This is a genomic window from Streptomyces sp. ISL-66 (genome assembly GCF_018614135.1).
In the GTDB taxonomy this organism is placed as follows: Bacteria; Actinomycetota; Actinomycetes; order Streptomycetales; family Streptomycetaceae; genus Streptomyces.
Genome location: NZ_JAGGOW010000116.1, coordinates 17,203 through 35,851 on the forward strand (window position 1 = coordinate 17,203; position 18,649 = coordinate 35,851).

General features: G+C 69.2%; 17 protein-coding genes, 1 tRNA gene and 2 pseudogenes. 13 read left to right on the forward strand and 7 right to left on the reverse strand.

The genetic code is table 11. From position 1 onward, the window contains the following. Window positions 1-19 precede the first annotated feature (19 nt). A complete protein-coding gene (locus tag J7E97_RS22155) occupies window positions 20-661 on the forward strand; it encodes a hypothetical protein (RefSeq protein ID WP_215030090.1) in 642 nt (213 codons plus the stop codon). A 153-nt stretch (window positions 662-814) separates the two neighbouring features. Here the strand turns inward: J7E97_RS22155 and J7E97_RS22160 are convergent, their stop codons facing one another. Beyond that, entirely contained in the window at window positions 815-1,981 is a 1,167-nt protein-coding gene (locus tag J7E97_RS22160; protein WP_308346649.1) for a hypothetical protein, read from the reverse strand. Between the two features lie 77 nt (window positions 1,982-2,058). Beyond that, the gene (locus J7E97_RS22165) at window positions 2,059-2,829 is read right to left on the reverse strand and encodes a hypothetical protein (protein ID WP_308346650.1); all 771 of its coding nucleotides are present in this window, start codon (window positions 2,827-2,829) and stop codon (window positions 2,059-2,061) included. A gap of 155 nt (window positions 2,830-2,984) precedes the next feature. On the opposite strand from J7E97_RS22165, the gene J7E97_RS22170 reads away from it, so the two are divergent. The 4 genes from J7E97_RS22170 to J7E97_RS22185 all read left to right on the forward strand — a co-directional run bounded on the left by J7E97_RS22170 (window position 2,985) and on the right by J7E97_RS22185 (window position 5,175). Beyond that, window positions 2,985-3,054: transfer RNA gene (locus J7E97_RS22170), tRNA-OTHER, on the forward strand. A 341-nt stretch (window positions 3,055-3,395) separates the two neighbouring features. Next, entirely contained in the window at window positions 3,396-3,644 is a 249-nt protein-coding gene (locus J7E97_RS22175; RefSeq protein ID WP_251054952.1) for an ABC transporter permease, read from the forward strand. Between the two features lie 30 nt (window positions 3,645-3,674). Further along, window positions 3,675-3,935 carry a hypothetical protein gene (locus J7E97_RS22180; protein WP_215030095.1) on the forward strand — a complete coding sequence of 87 codons (261 nt, stop codon included), beginning with the start codon at window positions 3,675-3,677 and terminating at the stop codon, window positions 3,933-3,935. A 22-nt stretch (window positions 3,936-3,957) separates the two neighbouring features. Continuing rightward, entirely contained in the window at window positions 3,958-5,175 is a 1,218-nt protein-coding gene (locus tag J7E97_RS22185) for a hypothetical protein (RefSeq protein ID WP_215030098.1), read from the forward strand. A 169-nt stretch (window positions 5,176-5,344) separates the two neighbouring features. Here the strand turns inward: J7E97_RS22185 and J7E97_RS22190 are convergent, their stop codons facing one another. Continuing rightward, complete coding sequence (locus J7E97_RS22190) at window positions 5,345-6,673, reverse strand: jacalin-like lectin (RefSeq protein ID WP_215030100.1); 1,329 nt, start codon at window positions 6,671-6,673, stop codon at window positions 5,345-5,347. A 597-nt stretch (window positions 6,674-7,270) separates the two neighbouring features. On the opposite strand from J7E97_RS22190, the pseudogene J7E97_RS36070 reads away from it, so the two are divergent. Further along, a pseudogene (locus J7E97_RS36070) lies at window positions 7,271-7,411 on the forward strand (class F sortase); the annotation flags it as partial. A gap of 184 nt (window positions 7,412-7,595) precedes the next feature. On the opposite strand, the gene J7E97_RS36850 reads toward J7E97_RS36070, so the two are convergent. After that, complete coding sequence (locus J7E97_RS36850; protein WP_215030102.1) at window positions 7,596-8,576, reverse strand: helix-turn-helix transcriptional regulator; 981 nt, start codon at window positions 8,574-8,576, stop codon at window positions 7,596-7,598. A 288-nt stretch (window positions 8,577-8,864) separates the two neighbouring features. Between J7E97_RS36850 and J7E97_RS22200 the strand changes: the two genes are divergently transcribed. The 5 genes from J7E97_RS22200 to J7E97_RS22220 all read left to right on the forward strand — a co-directional run bounded on the left by J7E97_RS22200 (window position 8,865) and on the right by J7E97_RS22220 (window position 14,564). Beyond that, on the forward strand, window positions 8,865-9,155 hold the full coding sequence (locus J7E97_RS22200) for a hypothetical protein (RefSeq protein ID WP_215030103.1): 291 nt from the start codon (window positions 8,865-8,867) through the stop codon (window positions 9,153-9,155). Window positions 9,156-9,345: 190 nt separating this feature from the next. Beyond that, the gene (locus J7E97_RS22205) at window positions 9,346-9,516 is read left to right on the forward strand and encodes a hypothetical protein (RefSeq protein WP_215030104.1); all 171 of its coding nucleotides are present in this window, start codon (window positions 9,346-9,348) and stop codon (window positions 9,514-9,516) included. Window positions 9,517-9,620: 104 nt separating this feature from the next. Beyond that, a complete protein-coding gene (locus J7E97_RS22210; protein WP_215030105.1) occupies window positions 9,621-10,043 on the forward strand; it encodes a transposase in 423 nt (140 codons plus the stop codon). A 223-nt stretch (window positions 10,044-10,266) separates the two neighbouring features. Continuing rightward, complete coding sequence (locus J7E97_RS22215) at window positions 10,267-11,850, forward strand: phospholipase A2 (protein WP_251054953.1); 1,584 nt, start codon at window positions 10,267-10,269, stop codon at window positions 11,848-11,850. Between the two features lie 329 nt (window positions 11,851-12,179). After that, complete coding sequence (locus J7E97_RS22220) at window positions 12,180-14,564, forward strand: proprotein convertase P-domain-containing protein (RefSeq protein ID WP_308346656.1); 2,385 nt, start codon at window positions 12,180-12,182, stop codon at window positions 14,562-14,564. 403 nt (window positions 14,565-14,967) lie between these two features. On the opposite strand, the gene J7E97_RS22225 is transcribed toward J7E97_RS22220, so the two are convergent. Next, on the reverse strand, window positions 14,968-15,207 hold the full coding sequence (locus J7E97_RS22225; protein ID WP_215030106.1) for a hypothetical protein: 240 nt from the start codon (window positions 15,205-15,207) through the stop codon (window positions 14,968-14,970). 273 nt (window positions 15,208-15,480) lie between these two features. On the opposite strand from J7E97_RS22225, the pseudogene J7E97_RS22230 reads away from it, so the two are divergent. Continuing rightward, window positions 15,481-16,003: pseudogene (locus J7E97_RS22230) on the forward strand (transposase). A gap of 162 nt (window positions 16,004-16,165) precedes the next feature. On the opposite strand, the gene J7E97_RS22235 reads toward J7E97_RS22230, so the two are convergent. Next, the gene (locus J7E97_RS22235) at window positions 16,166-16,489 is read right to left on the reverse strand and encodes a hypothetical protein (protein WP_251054954.1); all 324 of its coding nucleotides are present in this window, start codon (window positions 16,487-16,489) and stop codon (window positions 16,166-16,168) included. 293 nt (window positions 16,490-16,782) lie between these two features. Continuing rightward, window positions 16,783-17,193, reverse strand: a complete 411-nt coding sequence (locus J7E97_RS22240; protein WP_215030119.1) for a phospholipase — start codon at window positions 17,191-17,193, stop codon at window positions 16,783-16,785. A gap of 402 nt (window positions 17,194-17,595) precedes the next feature. Here J7E97_RS22240 and J7E97_RS22245 point away from each other — a divergent pair, with 402 nt between their 5' ends. Then, on the forward strand, window positions 17,596-18,117 hold the full coding sequence (locus J7E97_RS22245; protein ID WP_215030107.1) for a hypothetical protein: 522 nt from the start codon (window positions 17,596-17,598) through the stop codon (window positions 18,115-18,117). Window positions 18,118-18,649: the final 532 nt, after the last annotated feature.

The following is an 18,649-nucleotide window of genomic DNA, read 5'->3' on the forward strand; positions in this document are numbered from 1 at the left end:
ACCCCGCCAACATAGCGCGATGCGCCCACACCACGCCTTCACCCTCCTGGCTGCCGCCAGCGCCCTCGCCCTCGCCCTCGCCCTCACCGCATGCAATCCCCAAGTCGCCGACAGCGGGAAGCCATCTACGCCAGGCGCCCCGCCTGCGACCCCCACCGCGTTCATTCCCGCCCCCTCTGCCAAGACGGCAACTCTGCCCAACCTCGTAGGCAAGGGCCTCCAGACGGCCCAAGACGAAGCGCAGGGCGCAGGGTTCTTCGTCCTCACGTCACACGACGCCCTCGGTCGCGAGCGGCTCCAGGCTCTCGACCGGAACTGGAAGGTGTGCAGCCAGACCCCGGGGCCGGGTGCGGGCATCGACACCAAGACCTCTGTGGACTTCGGCGCCGTCAAGCTCGAAGAAAGCTGCCCCGCCACGGATGCGCCCGCCCCGAAGCCCGCGGGCGACGTGATGCCGAACTTCGTCAGCCAGGGCATGAAGGCCGTCCGCTCCGCGCTCCCGGCCAATGCGAGCATCACCGTGAAGGACGCGGTGCAGAGCCGCATGGTCCTCCAGGAGTCGAACTGGAAGGTCTGCACGCAGGACCCGAAGGCTGGCGCCGCACTCACCGGCCAGCCCTTGGCCTTCACCGTCGCCAAGACTGAGGAGTCCTGTCCCTAGCTCTCCGCGCCGGCTGTCCTGGCTCCCCCGCGTGTCCTCGCCGTCAATTCCCCAGAGCAGGTGGACTCGATCCCCAGCCGCTGACAAGGGCGGAGGACAGCAGGGCCTGGGTGGGCTTCGCGACGGCCTAGTCGCCCGAAACTCAAGGGCCGATCAGCGGTAGGCGGCTGGACCGACGTCCGCCATCACGAGGTCCGGCAGAACGGACATCGCGAGGTCTCGCGGGGCCGCATAGGGGCTCTGGGACCGTTCCGCTATGTCTGGAACCCAGGCGGCCAGGCGATCCAATACGGTCTGCAAGCCGGATTGGTCACCACGGAGGAGTGCTTCCACAAGCGCCATGATGTCGGCGCGTGACGTGCCGGCCGGGACAGGGAGAGCTGCCAGCCGCTGCCTGGTAACGAGAGCCTCGCCATCAGAGGTCACCGAGGCGTTCAAGGCGGCCAGGACGAACCGCACGGCGTCGCTCTCCGCGTCCCAGTTCGCCAACAAGCCCGGCATTTCACGACTGATGGCTCGGTGTGTCATGTAGTCCGCGGCAGGTTCTTCCCAGACGCTGCCGAGAGCAGCGATTCGGTCGGCCAAGGAGGCAGCGGTCGCGCGGCCGGTGACAGCGAGGCGCAGCAGGTCGCCCAACAGGATCAGCCGTGTCCCTGTTGGGACACCTTCGTCGCGGATCAAGGCGGCCAGGAAAGGAACCGCCTCGACCGTGACGTCGGTGCAGGTGCCCTGGTGGGCCACGGTATCCGCCAGGTCTCCCAGGAATTCACCCGTGGACTCGTCGGGCTCCCCGAAGGCGAACTCCTCGTCGAGCAGCCAGGCCGCCACATCCGGGATGTCTTCGGCACCCCCGTACATCCGCTCGGCGACTGCCACCACGGCCTGGACCACCTCGCCGGGCTCGCCGGCTCCAGAGCACGACCATTGCGGTCCTGCGGCGGGCGGTTCGGGGTCCACCGGCAACGGGTCGGGCAGCGTCACCTCGGCGGTGGGTAGTTCGTGCAGCAAGCCGGCACGGGTAAAGGCCCTTTCCAGAGTGGCCGCGTGTCCCTCGGCGCCCCCTTGCGTGAAGCCACCGTGCGACCGGGCTATATCCGCGATACGGGTCCGTTCGCTCCTTAGGAAGGGCTCCAAGGCGAGACGGTCGTGACCGGTGTAGACGGCAAGAGAGAACACCTGCCACCAACCCTCCAGCTCGGGATCCATCGACGGTTTTCCGTACCAGAAGTTGGATGGATCAGAACGGAAGTGATCGTGGACTCGAACCGCGATCAGGCGTTGACCCAGCTCAGCCAGCTCATCTGCGACCGCCCTGGCCACAGCCTCGGAGGGTAGGTACGCCGAGTACTGAACACCCCATGCGGGCGGAGGTCCAAGAGTCATGGCCCGATCATGCATCACAGCCCCAGCGCGCCACCGAGCGGTACCTCCCCAGACAGCGAGGTGCCATCGGGGACGCGGTGGGTCGCACCGCGCATGCGCTGAGCCGCTGCCTCCAGGTCGGCCGCCCGTTGCGCGAGGTCCCGGCCGGTCAGTTTCGTGAGGCGGAAGCCGTGGAGCCGGAGTTCGTCCACATCGATGTCGTCCGGGGCCGGCCAGCCTTCCAGGATGAAGCCGAAGAGTGCGCGGAGCGCTTGTTCTCCCAGTTCGAGTGGGTGAAAGGGCAGTGCATACGACGGCTCGTCCTCCCAGTCCGGGTCCTTTTCTACAGGGTGGTCACCAGCCCAGTACGGTGCCTCGAAGGGGAGCGGTTCGCCGATGTCCTCGATGACTCCGCTGTCAGGCGACAGGCTCAGCGAGCGGACGAGGCGGCCGTCCTCCCAGACCGCGAAGGCGAGCCAGTCGACGACGCTGTGCATCGCGTGCAGGACCATGCGGCGTCCCGCACCCGCCGCGATCAGGTGCTCCGGCAGCTGCGACGGACGGTCGAACATCAGGCGCCGGTCGCAGACGATGTCCACGCCCGGGAAGCTCGCGGCGTAGGTGAGCCCGTCGGCGGGGTAGGTTCCCTCCCCCAGGGTCTCGCCCTCCGCAGCCTCCATGCCCCAGCCCGGATGCAGCCGCCCGACGAGTTCGGTCGTCTTCGCGATATCGGCTTCGGCTGCCTGACGCAGAGCGGCAGGGATGTCCCCGTCCGCGTACGCCAGCAGGCCTGTCTTGGCTCCCACGAACACCCCTCCCACCCTCGAACCCATGCGGGGATGGACGCTAGCCGGAGCCACTGACAAAGCAGGTGGGGGCCAGGATCGAACGAGGGTTTCCCGAAAACGGCGGAACGGTTCGGCGACTGGTCGGGGGCTGCAGCCGTTCGGGCTGGTCAGAGGCGCCTCGTCACGGCACACACCAGGTGCCTTCTAAGCACTTGGCCGCAGGTTCGAGTCCTGCCGGGGGCACTCTTTCTCCACCACTGCGAGCCCTCCCTCAGGGAGGGCTTTCTTGCAGGTCAGAGGCACCTTAGCGTGACTGACGTAGCACCGCCGTAAGCCGTGCGCGTGCCCAGAATCGGTAGCGTCTCGCTTCGAAGATCTGACTACAGCATGCGTTTGACAGTCCCTGGGGGGCGGCGCCTACTGGGAGTGAGGCCTCGGCCCGGCATTTTCTGTTACCCCCTGCTTGCGGTGGCGATGCCGCTGATGGGCCGTGGCTGCCCGTCAGTCCGGCGGGTGCTTTCACCCTCCCCTCGGTTGTGGAGCGGCCGGTCCGGCTGTGGAATACCTCGCGAAGGGTGCGCAAGATGATGCGTAATGTGCGTATGCGCGGCTGGATCGAGGCGATCGCCGCCGCGATCAGCGGAATCCTCCTCATCGTGACCCTGGTCTGGCGTGACTGGATCGAAGAGGTCTTCGGGGTCGACCCCGACCAGCACAGCGGGGCGCTCGAATGGGCCGTCGTCGCCCTCGCCGTCTGCGCCACGCTCACGTTCTCGCTGCTCGCGCGCGGTGAATGGCGCCGGGCCAAGGCGCTGCGGCCGCGCACCGAGTGAGCTCATCAGCAGGAACCGGAGGCTGTTCAGATGTCGAACGAGAAGCGGACCGAGGGCCCTCCGTACGTGGCGCAGGAAGCGAACGTGGGGCGTGCCCGGAAGCCGAAGTCCCTGGCGAAGCCCGGAAGGCGGGCCAACGCGCTGGCCGAGTCGGCGGAAGGTACGCCGACGCCCGAGGAGCTCGACGCCCGCGAGGAGAGGCTCGGCCGCCGTCGCAAGCCGATGGGCCCCGCTCAGGACCAGGTGCCCGAAACCATTCCCCAGGAGCTCGACGAGCCCGAGGAACAGTGACGGAGGACGGAGGACAGCAGTCATGGCTCAGGTCCGCCTCATCAAGAACATCGGCCTCGGCGACAACGCCACCGGCATCCAGACGGGTACCGTCCACGAACCCACCGTCGCGACGTCCCGCGACAACATCTTCATCACCGGTAACTGGTTCGCCAGCCGCAGCACCGACAACGGCGCGGGATGGACCCTGGTCGATCCGTTCACCGCGCTGCCCTCCGCGGCGGGCGGCTTCTGCTGCGACCAGATCGTCTTCTACGAACCCAGCCGGGACCTCTGGGTCTGGATCCTCCAGTACAGCGCCAAAGCGGGCAGCAACGTCTTCCGTGTGGCTTACGCCCCTGGCGACGACCCGACCGCATGGAACTGGCAGGACTTCAGTCCGCGGGACCTGGACCACTCGTGGACGGACATGTGGTTCGACTACCCCGACGCGGCAGTGAGTTCGAACCACCTCTACGTCACCTTCAACGCCTTCAACGCGGCAGGGCACTGGCAGCGCGCCTTCGCCTTCAAGCTGCCCCTCGACGCGCTCAAGGCCGCGACCGAGCTGACGTACCAGTGGTGGACGACGACGCAGAACGGTTCCCTGCGGCTCACCCAGGGTGCGGCCGGCAGCATGTTCTTCGCCAGCCACAACGGCGGCCGGACCTTGAGGGTGCACGGCTGGCCCGATGCCTCGAACACCGTGGGGTCGTTCGACGTGCAGGTGAGCCCCTGGACTCCCGATCCGTTCTCCGCTCCCGGGCCCGGCGGCGTCGAGTGGCTCACCCGTACCGACTCGCGCATCACCGGCGGCTGGGTGAGCGGCACCCGCGCGGGCTTCCTGTGGACGGCCGGGCCCCGATCCGGACGACCCATGCCGTACGTCAAGGGCGCGGTCGTCGACGTGACCACGCAGGCTCTGGTGGAGGAGCCCGACATCTGGAGCCAGGAGTCCGCGTACGCCCAGCCGGCGGCCTGCCCGAACGCCCAAGGGATCGTCGGCGTCACGCTGTTCCTCGGCGGCGGCCCGAGGCATCCGTCGCACGTGGTCGGCTTCCGCGACGGCGGCGAATGGCGGCTGGCCATTACCAGTACGAGTACGCACGGCCCCCTGGGGGGCAAGTGGGGCGACTACCTCACCTGTCACCGCCATGATCCGCAATCCTCGGAGTGGGTGGCCTCCGGCTACACCCTCCAGGGCGGCTTCGACCGCCGCAACGTGGAACCGCGGTACGTGCACTTCGGCATCGGCAGCTGACCCGGCTCGGTCGGACGGTGTGAGGGCGGAGCCCGGCCCGCCCCCTTGATCTCGGGAAGACGGGGCGGGCCGGGCTCCCGGCGGTCAAGACGAGCGGTCACCGGGCCCTGCGGAGCGAGGGTGCGCACGCCTGGCGTGGACCTCGCCCCTCACGCCGAGCCCGGGCCCGTCAGCCGATCGGTGCGTACAGCACGCCCAGTTCATCGATTTCGTCGCCCGACCGGCCCGTGAAGCCGACGATCTGCCAGCCGGACGGTGCCGTGAAGGTCCTCGTGTCCGACGTCACCGCACCGGCGGAGACGGTACGCCCCTGGTCGGTCGTGAAGGCCGCCGAGAAGACGCGTGTGCGCCCGTCCTTCTGGCCCCGTGTCAGCTTCACCGAGGTGAGGTGCTCGCCCAAGCCGAGGGTCAGGGACGTTGCCGTGCCGCCCGTACCGCCGTGTGTCAGGTGCGTACCGCCGTCGTGTGTCAGCGACGCCGCATCCAGGCGGGAGGCGCCGCGCAGGGTCAGCGTGCGCGGGGACACGGTGGCCGGCAGGCCGTCCGCGTCGTTGAAGGCGGTCCCGTGCGGGCCGCCGAAGACGTCGCTCGCCTTGAGGGACGGGTTGAGGGTGTAGGAGAAGTCGACCGTGTGCGGGAAGTGGTCGGAGAGGTGCTTGCCGTCGGAACGGAGGAAGGACGCCCATTCGTTGTTGTAGCGGGTGGCGTTCAGGCGCAGCAGTTCGCTGCCGCGGTAGAGGACCTTGTCGACGACCTCGCAGCCGTTGGCCGGGGCCGCGGAGTCGCAGAGGAGCGGGTCGCTGCCCTGCGCGGGCGCGGTGCCGCCCTTGATCAGGTCGACCCAGGGGTCCTGCAGGCCGTTCTCGGACAGCAGGGTGCGGATGTTGTCGCCCGCGCGGGTGTACCGCGTGTTGGTGTCGCCCATGACGATCACGGCGTTGCCGGAGGAGTTGGCCTGGATGAAGTCCGACAGCTGCTCGATGTTGGCTCGGCGGGCGGCGAGGGCGTCGTCGGTGCTGTCGGCGTTGGTGTGGACGTTGTAGAGGTCCACGAACACGCCCTCGGCCAGCCGTACGCGGGCCAGGGAGAAGCCTTTGGGGGTGAGGCAGTTGGTTCCCGTGCAGCGGTTCCACCTGACGCGCTCGAAGTCCTCGAAGGCGTGGTCGGAGAGGGTGTTGAGGCCGTCGCCTAACGCGGCTCCGCCGCTGGTCGCTGTGCGGTGGGGGTGGGTGTCGTTGGCGTACAGGGATGCGTGGTAGTTGAAGTCCTCCTGCACGTTCACGACGTCGTACGAGCCGAGCCGCTGTCCGATGAACGGGGTGTTCGTCTGCGGGTCGCTGTCGCCGAGGCCGAGGGGGAGGCCGGCGATGTTGTACGTGAGGACGTTGAAGGACCCGGTGGTGGCGGCTGTCGCGGGCGTGGCGGTGACGGCGGTCAGGCCGGTCAGGCCGGTCAGGGCCAGGGCGGCGGCCGCGAGGGTGCCGAGGAGTTTTCTCATGGTGGGGGTGTCTCCGGTCGGAGGAGCCGATGAAACCTGAACATCGCTCAGGTTCGTCGCTCAACAGCGTGATGGGCAAGTGCACTTGGGAAACCAACGCCCCTACCTCGGCACCCACTCCGTCGACACCAAGCACCCCCCCCCGGCCGGGCGTCACCGTACGGGCAACCGGGTGTCATCGGAGAGGTATCGGGGCGGGCGATGGCGGAGGCATAACGGATCGAAGGGGCGGGTTCCTAGGTTTCTCGTTGCCGGCCGAGAACGACCGGTTCGAACAGGCGAGACAGGGGCCGGCCGCGAGGGTCTGGACCGCATGCCGCCGGTGACCGAAGGATCCGAACGTGCGCAGAATCGCGCTTCCCGTAGTGGCGGCAGTGTCATTGGCCCTGCTGCTCCCGCAGTCGGCGGTCGCCGAGGACGTCCCCTCCCCGGCGCTGGAGACCGGGGAGACCCAGCTGATCGGCCCGGGCATGGATTCCGGCCGCCTCGGTCAGGGCCTCCTCCGCCTCCGGCAGCCGCCGGCCGCCAGCAGGGCCCGCCCCAGTCTGTGGAAGGCCTGGGCCGCGCCCAGCCCCCGGGCCAGCGCGACCGCCTCCCGTCGCCAAGAAGGACTTCCCGACCGACAAGGTCTACGGGGAGACCAACCGCCCCGAGCTGCGCCTCCTGACCTGCGGCGGCGAGATCAGGAACGGCCACCACACCAACAACGTGATCCTCTACGCGGACCTGGTGACCTGATCCCCGCCTGATCCCCGCCTGGCCCCGCCTGGTCCTGCCCGCTCCCACCCGATCCCACCTGATGCCGCCTCACAACCCCGACCACACGAGACAGTTCCTTGACCCGCGGGCGGGGCGGGAGCCTATCGTCGGCGGGCGGCGGTGACGAGTACGAGGAAGGCGACGAGGAAGGCGATGCCCTGTGTCAGAGGGGGGAGTGGGACAGGTATCCGTGCTGGACCGCGCGCATTCCTGCCTGGAACCGGCTGCGGACGCCCAGGTGGGCGAGCAGCCCGGTGATCACCCGGCCCACGGTGCGGGTGGAGACGCCCAGGCTGTGGGCGATGGATTCGTCCGTCCGCCCCTCGGCCATGAGCTGCAATACCGCGGCCTGCTGCCGGGTGAGGAGCTCGGGCTCGCAAGGCGCCGCCGTCGGCCCGAGCGGGGTCGCGGCCTCCCAGATGTGCTCGAAGAGCGTGACCAGCAGGGAGATCAGGCCCGGGCTGGTGACCAAGGCCGCCGCGGCCGCGGTGTTCGTCGCGTCGACGGCCACCAGGGCGCTGCGGCGGTCCACGATGGTGAGGCGGTTGGGCAGGACCGGGCTGGTGCGGATGCGGGCTCCGATGCTTTCCAGCCACGTCGCGTACTCCCGGGCATGGTTGTCGTGGCGGATGCTGTCGAGGTAGATGGTCCGCATCACGATGCCCTGCTCGACGTTGCGCAGGTTAAGCGGCCGGGCAGCCTCGATGCTCGCCTGCGACATCTGCGAGTCGGGGGCGAACGACAGCACCTCGGAGCTGGTCTCCGCGGACAGCAGCTCGATCTGGTCCCGGATCGCGTCGATGCCTTCGAGGTACCGGATTCCGGACTTGGAGGATTCCTGCGACGAGGAGTCGGCGATCTCGGCCATCAGGTCGACGACGGCGGCCCGCGTGGCCTCCATCCGCTGCTGCTGGGCGGCGAGTTCGGCCTGCTGGCGGGCTTGGAGCAGTTGGAGCGCGAGCTGCGGATCGATGGCGCGTCCCTGTCCGGGGTCGCCCTCGCCGCCGCCGCGCAGCAGCGCCATCTCGCTGAGGAGGACCAGTGAGCGGCGTACGTCGTCGGGGGTCAGGCCCAGCCGCTCCGCCAGCTCCAGGACTCCGTCCCGCGGATGGGCCAGTTTGCTTCGGTAAACCGATGCGGTCACATCGTCGAGCTCTAGTCGACCGAACATTGCCGCCCACCCCCTGGAAGACCCTGCATGGCATATCTCCGCAGCTCACATGGCCTGCGCGCCTGCGCCAGGCTAGCTTGCCCGGCCGCGCGATCGAAGGGTGTAAGGCACGGAATTCGGCGGAGCTATCCGGCCGATCTGACGAATGCGGCGATGACGGTTCGCCGGTTCGCCGGTTCGGCCCCCTTTCCACCCGTGTCGGCGAAGTTCCCACCGATGCGGCACGTTTGATGAGGGAACGAGAGCGAATCGGGAGGATTCATGTATCTGGTCCACGTGCATTTGAGGGCCCCCCAGGGGGTGGGCGACCTGCCGCCCGGTGCGGAGGCCGCCCTCTCCGAGGTACAGCCGGCGATCGAGCTGGCCGTACGCCACGTGAGCGCGGAGGGCGAGCCGGTGCTCGGCCTCTACCTCCGGGCCCCTGACCTCCACTCCGCCGAACACTGGGCCGCGGTGGCCTGGAAGAACGCCGCGCGCCGGATCGACGGGGCCGACGCGTGGACCCTGGTGAAGGCCGAGGTGCCGCTACTGGTCGTCGACGAACTGGCCTGACGGCCGGCCTGACGAACTGGCCTGACGAACTGACGTCATGGACCGCCTTGTTGAATGCTCCCCAGCGCATCGTGTCGTGTGAAGGACATGTCGAGTCCACGCCACCCAAGAACCCTGGTTCACCCCCTTCACCTGCGGCAACCTTGATCACGTCAGCAGGAAACACCGCACAACTCGGGGGACCCCAGCCATGTTCAGCCGCCTCAAGACCGCCACGCTCCTCGCCGTCACCGCCACCGCGCTCCTCACCGGAGCAGTCACCGGCGTCCCTGCGCAGATCACCGGTTCGGACGGTGTGACGCACCAGGCGGACTGGCGCTGGGACAGTGCCCCGCTCGTCGCCGGCGGAGCGGACAGCTGACCACCGGCCTCCGGTCCGGCGGAAACAGGGCCCGCGAGGCACCGAGGGTGACCGCACCGGCCCGACGGGGAGCACTTCCCCGCACCACCGGCCGATTCGCCTGGTTGTCCCCGACGGTCCTCTGGCCGCTCGCCCGGCACCTGCTCGCCACCGGTCCGGTCCGCCCCCAAGGAGGCGGCACCCGCAGGGCGGACGAGGAAGCCGTCTTCGCCGCGGTCCTGTACATCCTGGTGAGCGGCGAGTCCTGGCGCGCGCTGCCGAAGTCCTTTCCCGTCTCCTGGCAGAACGCCCACCGGCGGTTCGGCCAGTGGTGCGACGAGGACCTGTGGAACCGGATGGAGGCCACCGCCCGGGCCACGCCCCACATCTCCGCACCGGTACGGGACTGGGCCGAACGCGTCGCCGAGGCGGCACGGTCCCGCCGACCCGACCTCACGGACCGACCTGATCTCCCGGTCCGATCTGATCTCCCGGTCCGTACGGACCGTACGAGCCCTACAGCCCTCCGGGCCGCCCGGGCTGCCTGACCGCGCCGCCGGACGGGGCCCCTTCCGGCTCCGGTCCCCAGGCCCGGACCCCGCTCCGCCCCTCACTTGAACCCTCCCCGCCACTCCCATGGCACAGCCGTGCCCATGGGCAGGGCCCTGTCCCCGCCCTGTCCGCAGGCAGCGGCACAGACTTCAGCACCCCACCCCAACACCCATCGAGAGGTTTACCGTGCGCAGATTTGCGCTTCCCATAGTGGCCGCCATGTCCATGGCTCTGCTGGTCCCGCAGCAGTTCTCGGCCTCCGCCGCCGAAGAGGTGCCCAGCGCGCCCCTCGCCGCGGGCGAGATCCAGAACATCGGCCCCGGCATGTACCAGTCCGCGACCGACAGTTACCAGGTCTTCGAGAACGACGTCTCGGTCGGCCTCATGGGCCGTACGCACACCGTCGCCGGTCAGGCGCAGGGTGGGGTCTCGCAGGCCCAGGACGCACCCCAGACCCGTTCCGACCTCGGAGTCTTCGGTCCCAGCTGGGAAGCCGAGTTCGTCGGTGGCCAGCTGAACCGCAAGCTGACCCAGGACTCGGGTTCGATCACCACCACCGACCTGGAAAGCAGCGCGTACACCCGCTACGAACTGACCGAGTCCATGGACGGTCCGGGCGGCGGCAGCATCAACACCTACACGGCGTCCGACGGTTCGACCCTGGTCGAGAACGTGTCGTGGGACGACCTCGCCGGTGACATGAAGTCGACCATCACCGAGACGCTGAACATCGCCATGGGCGCCGCGGCCGAGGGCGACACCGGCCCCGTCGGCGCGGACGGCAACCCCATCCCGCAGGCCGATCTCAAGCCCACGTACACCTGGAAGCAGGCGTCCGGCACCGGTGACACCTGGCGCGTCACGAGCGTCGGCAACAAGGCGTACAAGGCCACCACGGTCGCCTACGACGCCCAGGGCCGCGTCGCCACCGTCAGCGAGCCCGCCCGCGGTGAGACCCCGGCGCAGTCCCTCGCTCTGACCTACGCCACCGCGACCACCGCGACGGGCACGGCCCTCGGTGACGTGGCCGGCCAGGTCAAGGAGATCACGGTCACCTCCGGCCCGATCGTCCAGACGCTGGCCCGCTACACCTACGAGGCATCGGGTCTGCTCCGCGAGGTCACCAACCCGGCCGAGGGCAGCGAGCTCAGCTCCTACACCTACGACAGCGGTGACCGTCTCTCGACCCTGACCAGCGGCGATGGTGGCAAGTGGGAGCTGGCGTTCAGCGGCGACACCGCCGCCCCGCAGGCCCACGAGACCACCGATGTCATGCCCGACGCCGGCTCCATCGCGCCCGGGCAGGACCAGCCCGACGGGGTCAGCCCGCCCGCCGAGAACTTCATCGGCGGGGACATCACCGACCCGCAGGCCAACCCGCGCTCCTGCGGCTCCCCGGAGTCGTGGATCAGGTACTGGGGCAACTGCTCCACCCCGGTCGCCCATTACGGCTGGAGGTGGCCGTCCTGGAAGCAGACGCCCACCGGCTCCTGGGTCCGTGGTCTCAACTACGACCACTGCACCTCCTCGTACGACCGGCCCGCCGGCTTCGACTTCCGCGCCGCGTGCGACGCGCACGACTACGGCTACGGAACCATCGGCAACACCTACAAGGGCTACAGCTACTACCTGGACCGCAACAAGGGCATCGCCACCGACGTCGCGTTCTACAACCTGCTCCGCTACAACACCTGCCCGGCCTACTCCTGGTGGAAGCGCGGCGCCTGCAACAACCTGGCCTACAACTACTACCTCGGCGTCTTCTACGGCGGGCACCCGAAGAACGGTGCCGACGCCACCTGATCGTCCCGTCGATCCGCTCCGGTGGATCGCCTGACGGACTAGTTCGACGGACACCGTAGGGGCCGGGCGCCCGACATCGCCGGCCGCCCGGCCCCACGTCCCCCTGAGCCTTCCCAAGAGTCCCCCCCGACCTTCCCCCCCCCGCTCCCGGCTTGGGCGCCGCCTGACCATTCGGCCGCCCCCCGCGCCTGAGCCCGCGTCACCCCCTCGCTTTCGCTTGACCCTTCGGCTCGCCCGTGTTCTCGCCCGAGCGCCCGATGGCTGGCCACACGGCCTCCCTCTCCTCCCCCTCCCCTCCCCCTCCCCTCCCCCTTCCATGGAGACACGAAGTGAAGAGATCCATGCGGGTCGCGCTCGCCGCCTCGGCGGCAGCCATGGTGCTCACCGCGATACCGGTCGGCGCCAACCCCTTCACCGGTTCCAGCCCGGCGTTCGCCGCGGACGAAAGCCCGGTGGACCCGCCGCTGTTCGACGAGACCCAGGGCGGCGGCTCCGTCCGCGTCAACGTCCTCCTCGACGGGCGGTCGGACCTCTCCTCGGCCTCCGAAGCGGGTGAAACCCTCGTCTCCTACGACAGCCTGCCGATGGTCACCCTCCGCGTGGACCGGGCCGGCCTGGACTCGCTGAGTGCCATGCCGGGTGTCGTCAGCGTCACCGAGGACATCCCGGTCGAACCGACGCTGAACGAGTCCACCGTCAAGATCGGCAGCGACAAGGCCGTCGCCGCCGGGAAGACCGGCGCCGGCAGCGCGATCGCCATCCTCGACACCGGCGTCGCCACCGGGCACCCGTTCCTGTCAGGCCGCGTCAAGGCCGAGGCGTGCTTCTCCGTCACGGACGCCGCCTACGGAGCCACCAGCCTGTGCCCGGACGGCACGGCCGAGCAGGAGGGCACCGGCAGCGCCGACGCGGACAGCGGCCCGTGCACCACGGTCGGTACGGGTTGCTCCCACGGCACCCACGTAGCCGGCATCGCCGCGGGCAACGGAACCGGTGTGACCGGAGCGCCCGCTCGCGGTGTCGCCCCCGGCGCGGACATCATCGCCATGCAGGTGTTCTCCAAGTTCACCTCGGACTCGTACTGCGGGCCGGGAGCCAGCCCCTGCGTCCTCAGCTTCACCAGTTCGCAGATCAAGGCACTGGAGAAGGTCTCGGCCATGAAGAAGGCCGGCACCAACATCATCGCCGCGAACATGTCCCTGGGTGGCGGCCGCTGGACGGCCGCCTGCGCCGCGGACCCCCGTAAGCCGATCATCGACACCCTCTTCGCCGAGGGCGTCGCCACCGTCGTCGCGGCCGGCAACAACGGCTTCTCGAACGCGGTCAACGCCCCCGGGTGCGTGCCTTCCGCCCTCACCGTGGGCTCCACCACGGACGACGACCAGTTCTCCACCTTCAGCAACCGCGGACCGCTTCTCGACCTCCTCGCCCCCGGCACCAACATCACCTCCGCGCTCCCCGGCGGAGCCTTCGGAACCAAGAGCGGCACCTCCATGGCCGCCCCCCATGTGGCGGGTGCTCTCGCGGTTCTCCGCCAGGCCTACCCCGCCAAGAGCGTCGCGGAGCTCGAGGCGCTGCTGAAGTCCACGGGCAAGCCCATCGCCGCGGAGGGGGGAACGATCCCCCGCATCGACATCAGCACGGTGGTCGGCGCGGGCGACCCGATCCCGGCCCCCGCCCCCGACCCCAAGCCCCGTTCCTCGCGCATCCTCAACGACACGAACTTCACCATCCCCGACCTGGCGGTCGCCCAGTCGCCCATCACGATCACGGACGTCCCCGGCCAGGCATCGAAGACCATGCAGGTCCAGGTGAAGCTCACCCATGACTGGCTTCCCGAAGTGAAGGTCGACCTGATCGATCCGGCCGGCAAGGCCTACCCGCTCAAGGCAACGGGTGGGGCGCAGACCGGTGGCACCCTCGACACCACCTACACCGTGGACGCCAGCACCTCCCCGGCCAACGGCACCTGGAAGCTGCGAGTCGAGGACAGGTCCGCGGGCGGCACCGGCACCCTCGACCGCTGGTCGCTGACCGTTCCCACGCCCTTTGTGAGCACGGCCGTCACGGCCATCCCCGACCCGGGCACAGCGACCTCGGAGATCACCGTCAGCGGGCTCGCAGGCAAGGCCACCGGTGGGCTGCAGGTCGACCTCGACGCCACCCACATGTACCCCGCCGAAGTGAAGATCGACCTGATCGACCCGGACGGCAAGGCCTACCCCCTCAAGCCGGTGGCCATCGGCAGCACGATCATGAAGACCTACACGGTGGACGCAGCTTCCTCCCCGGCCAACGGCACCTGGAAGATCCGCGCCGAGGACGTTTCCGCGGGAGCCACGGGCAAGATCAACGGGTGGTCGCTGACCTTCCCCTCGCTCGAGAACCAGGTCAACCAGGCCGTTCCCGATGCGGCTGACTTCTCCTCCGCGACCACCGTGAGCGGGATCTCCGGAAACGCGCCGAAGGACCTCAAGGTGTTCGTCGACGTCACGCACGACTGGCTCGGCGATGTCGCGCTCGAACTCAAGGACCCGAACGGCAAGATCTACCTACTGAAGGAGTCCGCCCCGCTGGAAGCCGGCGGCAACCTCAAGAAGATCTACACCGTCGACGGCAGCACCTCTCCCGCCGCGGGCACATGGACCCTGCGCGCCTACGATGTGTCCGCAGGCGGCACCGGAACGCTCAACGGCTGGTCCCTGACCTTCTGACAGCCCCTCACGCGGCCCGCCCGCTCCAGAGCCACCCGGCCGACAGCGACCGCCCCGTTGATGTCAGACGTAGACGCCAAAGGCCCCCAGCCAAGATCGGCTGGGGGCCTTTGCGCTTGTGCCCTCGGCAGGATTCGAACCTGCGACACCCGCTTTAGGAGTGGGATCGAATCCCTGCCGGGCAATTCCGGCCTGTGCCGCGTGGTGCTGAACCTCCTGGTCAGCACCACGCGGCACGGTGCCCAATCCGGCGTATGACGCCTGATGCCACCCCGTCCGCTCACGCATCGCTCACGCATGTGGGGGTTCTGGCCTGTGCTCTCGCATCCGGCATGATCGAGGCAGCAGCGCCACTGCGGCACGGCGGACAGTGAAGTCCTGATCACCTGGGTCGCCGTCACCCTTATGGCGAGGCGCTTGGCACGTCCAGCCGCAGGCACTTGCGAGCTGCACGCACAGCAAGGCAGGCAGTCAACACCGCGGCCCCGAGCGGCAGCAACGGAAACAAGACCCCGATCCCCCATGAGGTGAAGCTGGTATCAATCGCCGAATAGCTACCCAAAGGTGTCTTGGCGGCCGCCACGGTCTCGCCCGGCTTGCCGTCATATCCCACTTTCACCGTGGCGGTGCTCTCGCTGTCCACAAGCTTGCCTGTGCACTCGTTGTGGCTCCCCCCGCGACCGTCAATCTTGAGCTGACATCGCGAGAGGCGTATGTGGACTTCGTCCCCAGTCAGTCCCAGTCGGACGCTTCCTAGAGCTCCGAACCAGAGGGTTATCCCCAAGAACAGGACCGCCATCACGCCCCAAGCGGTTGCTGCTATCGCCCACCCCTTACGCGTATGAGGCCAGCATGGCGCACCAGGTCGAAAGTAGATACGGCGTGACTCCGCCTCTGGCGGATCCTTGCGGTCTACGTGGGGCGGGGTGATCTTTCGGATGAGGAAGGGGCTCGGCTGGAACCTCATTTACCGAGGAACGTTGGTCGGGGTGGGCGGTGGCAGTGTCACCGCCGGGTGATCAACGGGGTCCTCTTTCGGCAGCGGACTGGTCTGCCGTGGCGGGATCTGCCGTCCCGTTTCGGGAAGTGGAAGACAGTTCACGACCGTCATCGCAGGGGGTCAGCGGACGGCACGTGGGAGAAGATCCTGCGGGCTGGCCTATTCATCGCGCCGCAACCGCCGCTATCCGCGGCGGAGCCAGATCAAGCACACGATCCCGGAGCCCAAGGACCAAGGGGCCAACCGCCAGCGGCGAGGCAGCAAGGGCGGCCGTCCGACCGGGTTCGACCGGGAGATCTACCGGCGCCGCAACGAGGTGGAGCGAACGATCAACCGGCTAAGGATCTTCCGGGCTGTCGCGACCCGTTTCGACAAGCGGGCCTACGTCTTTCACGGGACGGTCACCGTCGCCTCGATACGGCTCTGGCTGCGTACGTGAACGCTCGCCGCTACTCCAGCATGCGTTCCGCATCATCCGGGACCCAGGGAAAGGGAACGTCGGGCCACCGTGTGGCGGCCCAGGCGTCTAGGCCGACAGCGAGAACGGCATCCACGAAGGACTGCGGCGGCCGGTAGCCGTGGACGGTGACGTAGTGCGTGATCAGGAACGGAGCGGCATAAGCAACGCCGGGTCCGCCCGGAATCCGTACCACCCCGTTCCCCTCCAGAACCTCATCCGCAGGACACAGGTCGCACGCGTGCACCCGAGGCAGACGTTCAGCCGCTGGACCTCCTCAACAGCCTTCAGCTTCTCCACGAACACCGTGGGGGCCGTCCCCGTCGAGTACGGCTTGCTGACTTCCAGCCAACCGATGTTCAGGCGGGTGTACGCCGGGCGGTACCAGAGCGCGTAGACGCCCGACTCCCTGTCTGTGAACGCGTCCTCGTCCTGGTAGTCGTACTCGCTGAGATCTTCGTAGAACACCCGCACGTCATCGCCGCTCCACTGCGCTTACGCCCAAGCGATTCCACGACCCATCGGACACGACCTAGCCTTCCCGCAGCGCCCGTCCTGGCTCCCACGCGCATTTTTCTCTGACTCTCGACTGCATGGGAGGGCTGGACCCCAGCCGTAGCCGCTCACAACGCGCCGACGTCTCGAACTCGTACAGCCGCGCCCGTGGTTCTTCGGCTACGTCGGCCTCGTGCTCGCCCGAGAGCGGGCGCCGAGCCGTGACCGGGGATCACGAACCGCGGTGGTCATGGTGAACTTCCGCCCTACTCGAAGGCCTTGACCGCCTGGTAGTAGGTCCACGCGGTGCTTTCGCAGGAGGCCTTGCGCGCGCCCGAGTAGCGCGCGCAGACCCGCCGCAGATCCGTGTGGAACATGCCGTCCAGGCGGGGTTTGACGGCCCGGAACCCGCCCGTCGCCTTGTAGTTGCGGTACCCGAAGTCGTGCCGGGCGCAGGACAGGCGGAAGGGGAACCCGAAGGGGTTGTCCGGGGAGGTCGTGCAGTAGTCCGTCGACCAGTCGAAGCCGTACGACATCCATGCCTCCCGGTTCGCGCGGGCGGCGGCCCAGGCCTCGTAACTGCCGCCGCTCACAGCCGTCCAGGAGCTCAGCACCAGCGGCTTGTCCGCCGGAACCTCCGGGGCCGCGGACGCGGCCGGCGCCAGCGCGAGGACCATGGTCGCGGCAGCCGCGACCGCGAGAGCGGACGCGCGGGCAGCACGGATGGCACGGATGGCGGTACCGGCCTTGGCGCCGGCGGAGCCGGGGGCACGGTGGAGGTCGGCGGCGGGCGCGGGACGGCGGGGCATGGTTCCTCTAACGACCCGCGCCCACCCCGGGTGGCGGGTGGGGGCGGGAGCGCGGCGGTCCGGGGACCAGGGGCGCCGGTGCGACTGGGCACGCTCCGGCGCGTCGTCAGCCGAGGTCGGAGGGACGGACATAAGCCTCATGGGGGATCCGGCCTCTGCCCGAAGGCAGAGCAAGACCTTGGTATGAGTCGATGTCACCCTTCCGGCAGAGATCGGGTTGGTACTCAGGAGGGACGCGGGTTACGGACCCCGCCGCGTTTACTCGTACACATGAACCGCCGTCCTCTCGTCATCGCCGCCGCCACCGTCGGAGTTCTCGCCACCGCCGCCATCGCCCTGCCCAACCTGCCGACCAACCCCGTGACCGACACGATCAACGACCGCGTGTTCAAGGAGAAGGGCAAGCGCTTCGCGACGGCCGCCCAGGTCCCGACGCGCGGGGAGCTGACGTGGGTGCTGCCGGACTGGGTACCGAAGGACGCGACCGACGTCCGAATAAAGGCGCGCACCGACGGCCAGGCGCGGCTGATCCGGTTCACCCTGGGCGCGACCCCGCTGGACGGCCCGCAGTGCTCGGCGGGCACGCCGAAGAAGTCTCCGAAGACGGTGCTGGCGGCCAAGTGGTGGCCGGCTGACACGCGGGCCGAAGAGCGGCCCGACTGCCGGGACTACTACCAGTACCAGGTCACGGTGCGCGGCAAAGAGGTCTACGCCTGGACGGACGGCACCCCGTCCCCCGGAGTCAAGACGCACGGCACCCCGGTCCAGCCCGCGTCGAGCCACACCCGCTGATCGACCCGGCCGCCGGGCGGACTTCTCGAGGGCTACTCCTGGACTTCTCTGGGACTTCCCGCGACCACCCGCTCTCCTTGGCCGGGCACACGGGACGGCTTCCGCGTCACAGCGGGGAACACTCGGCCGACGTGCGGCCGCACCACCGCGGAGGCTCAGAGCACGCGAACCCGGCCAGCGAGGCGCGCTGCCCCGACCAGCCCCTCGCCGAAGCCGAGCGCGCCGCGCTGCACGACCGGCGGGCCCGCAGGCGGCGGGCCGCAGCGAGGTCGGTGGGAACGCCCCCGTGCGGGCGGATCCGGTCCTCCAGCGAGGCCGCCGTCGGCGGGCCCACAGGCAGGGTGGTGTGGAAGGCCTCCGTCTCAGGTTCGGCGCCCGGTGGTGCGTCAGGGTCCGTGGCTCACCCGGACTGTCGGGGCTCGCGGCGAGCACACCACGGTCGGCAGGGACATCGCGTTGGCCTGCCAGGAGGCACCGCGGTCCGCGGCGGGGCGCGGCGGGCGCTGCCGGGCGCGGCGGAGCGGAGCGGTCG

What these genes read in the sequence shown, in the direction of transcription:
- J7E97_RS22155 (WP_215030090.1), top strand. Translation starts at nt 20, where the DNA reads ATGCGCCCACACCACGCCTTCACCCTCCTGGCTGCCGCCAGCGCCCTC.
- J7E97_RS22175 (WP_251054952.1), top strand. Translation starts at nt 3,396, where the DNA reads ATGATGCGTAATGTGCGTATGCGCGGCTGGATCGAGGCGATCGCCGCC.
- J7E97_RS22180 (WP_215030095.1), top strand. Translation starts at nt 3,675, where the DNA reads ATGTCGAACGAGAAGCGGACCGAGGGCCCTCCGTACGTGGCGCAGGAA.
- J7E97_RS22185 (WP_215030098.1), top strand. Translation starts at nt 3,958, where the DNA reads ATGGCTCAGGTCCGCCTCATCAAGAACATCGGCCTCGGCGACAACGCC.
- J7E97_RS22190 (WP_215030100.1), bottom strand. Translation starts at nt 6,673, where the DNA reads ATGAGAAAACTCCTCGGCACCCTCGCGGCCGCCGCCCTGGCCCTGACC.
- J7E97_RS22200 (WP_215030103.1), top strand. Translation starts at nt 8,865, where the DNA reads ATGTATCTGGTCCACGTGCATTTGAGGGCCCCCCAGGGGGTGGGCGAC.
- J7E97_RS22205 (WP_215030104.1), top strand. Translation starts at nt 9,346, where the DNA reads ATGTTCAGCCGCCTCAAGACCGCCACGCTCCTCGCCGTCACCGCCACC.
- J7E97_RS22215 (WP_251054953.1), top strand. Translation starts at nt 10,267, where the DNA reads ATGTCCATGGCTCTGCTGGTCCCGCAGCAGTTCTCGGCCTCCGCCGCC.
- J7E97_RS22240 (WP_215030119.1), bottom strand. Translation starts at nt 17,193, where the DNA reads ATGGTCCTCGCGCTGGCGCCGGCCGCGTCCGCGGCCCCGGAGGTTCCG.
- J7E97_RS22245 (WP_215030107.1), top strand. Translation starts at nt 17,596, where the DNA reads ATGAACCGCCGTCCTCTCGTCATCGCCGCCGCCACCGTCGGAGTTCTC.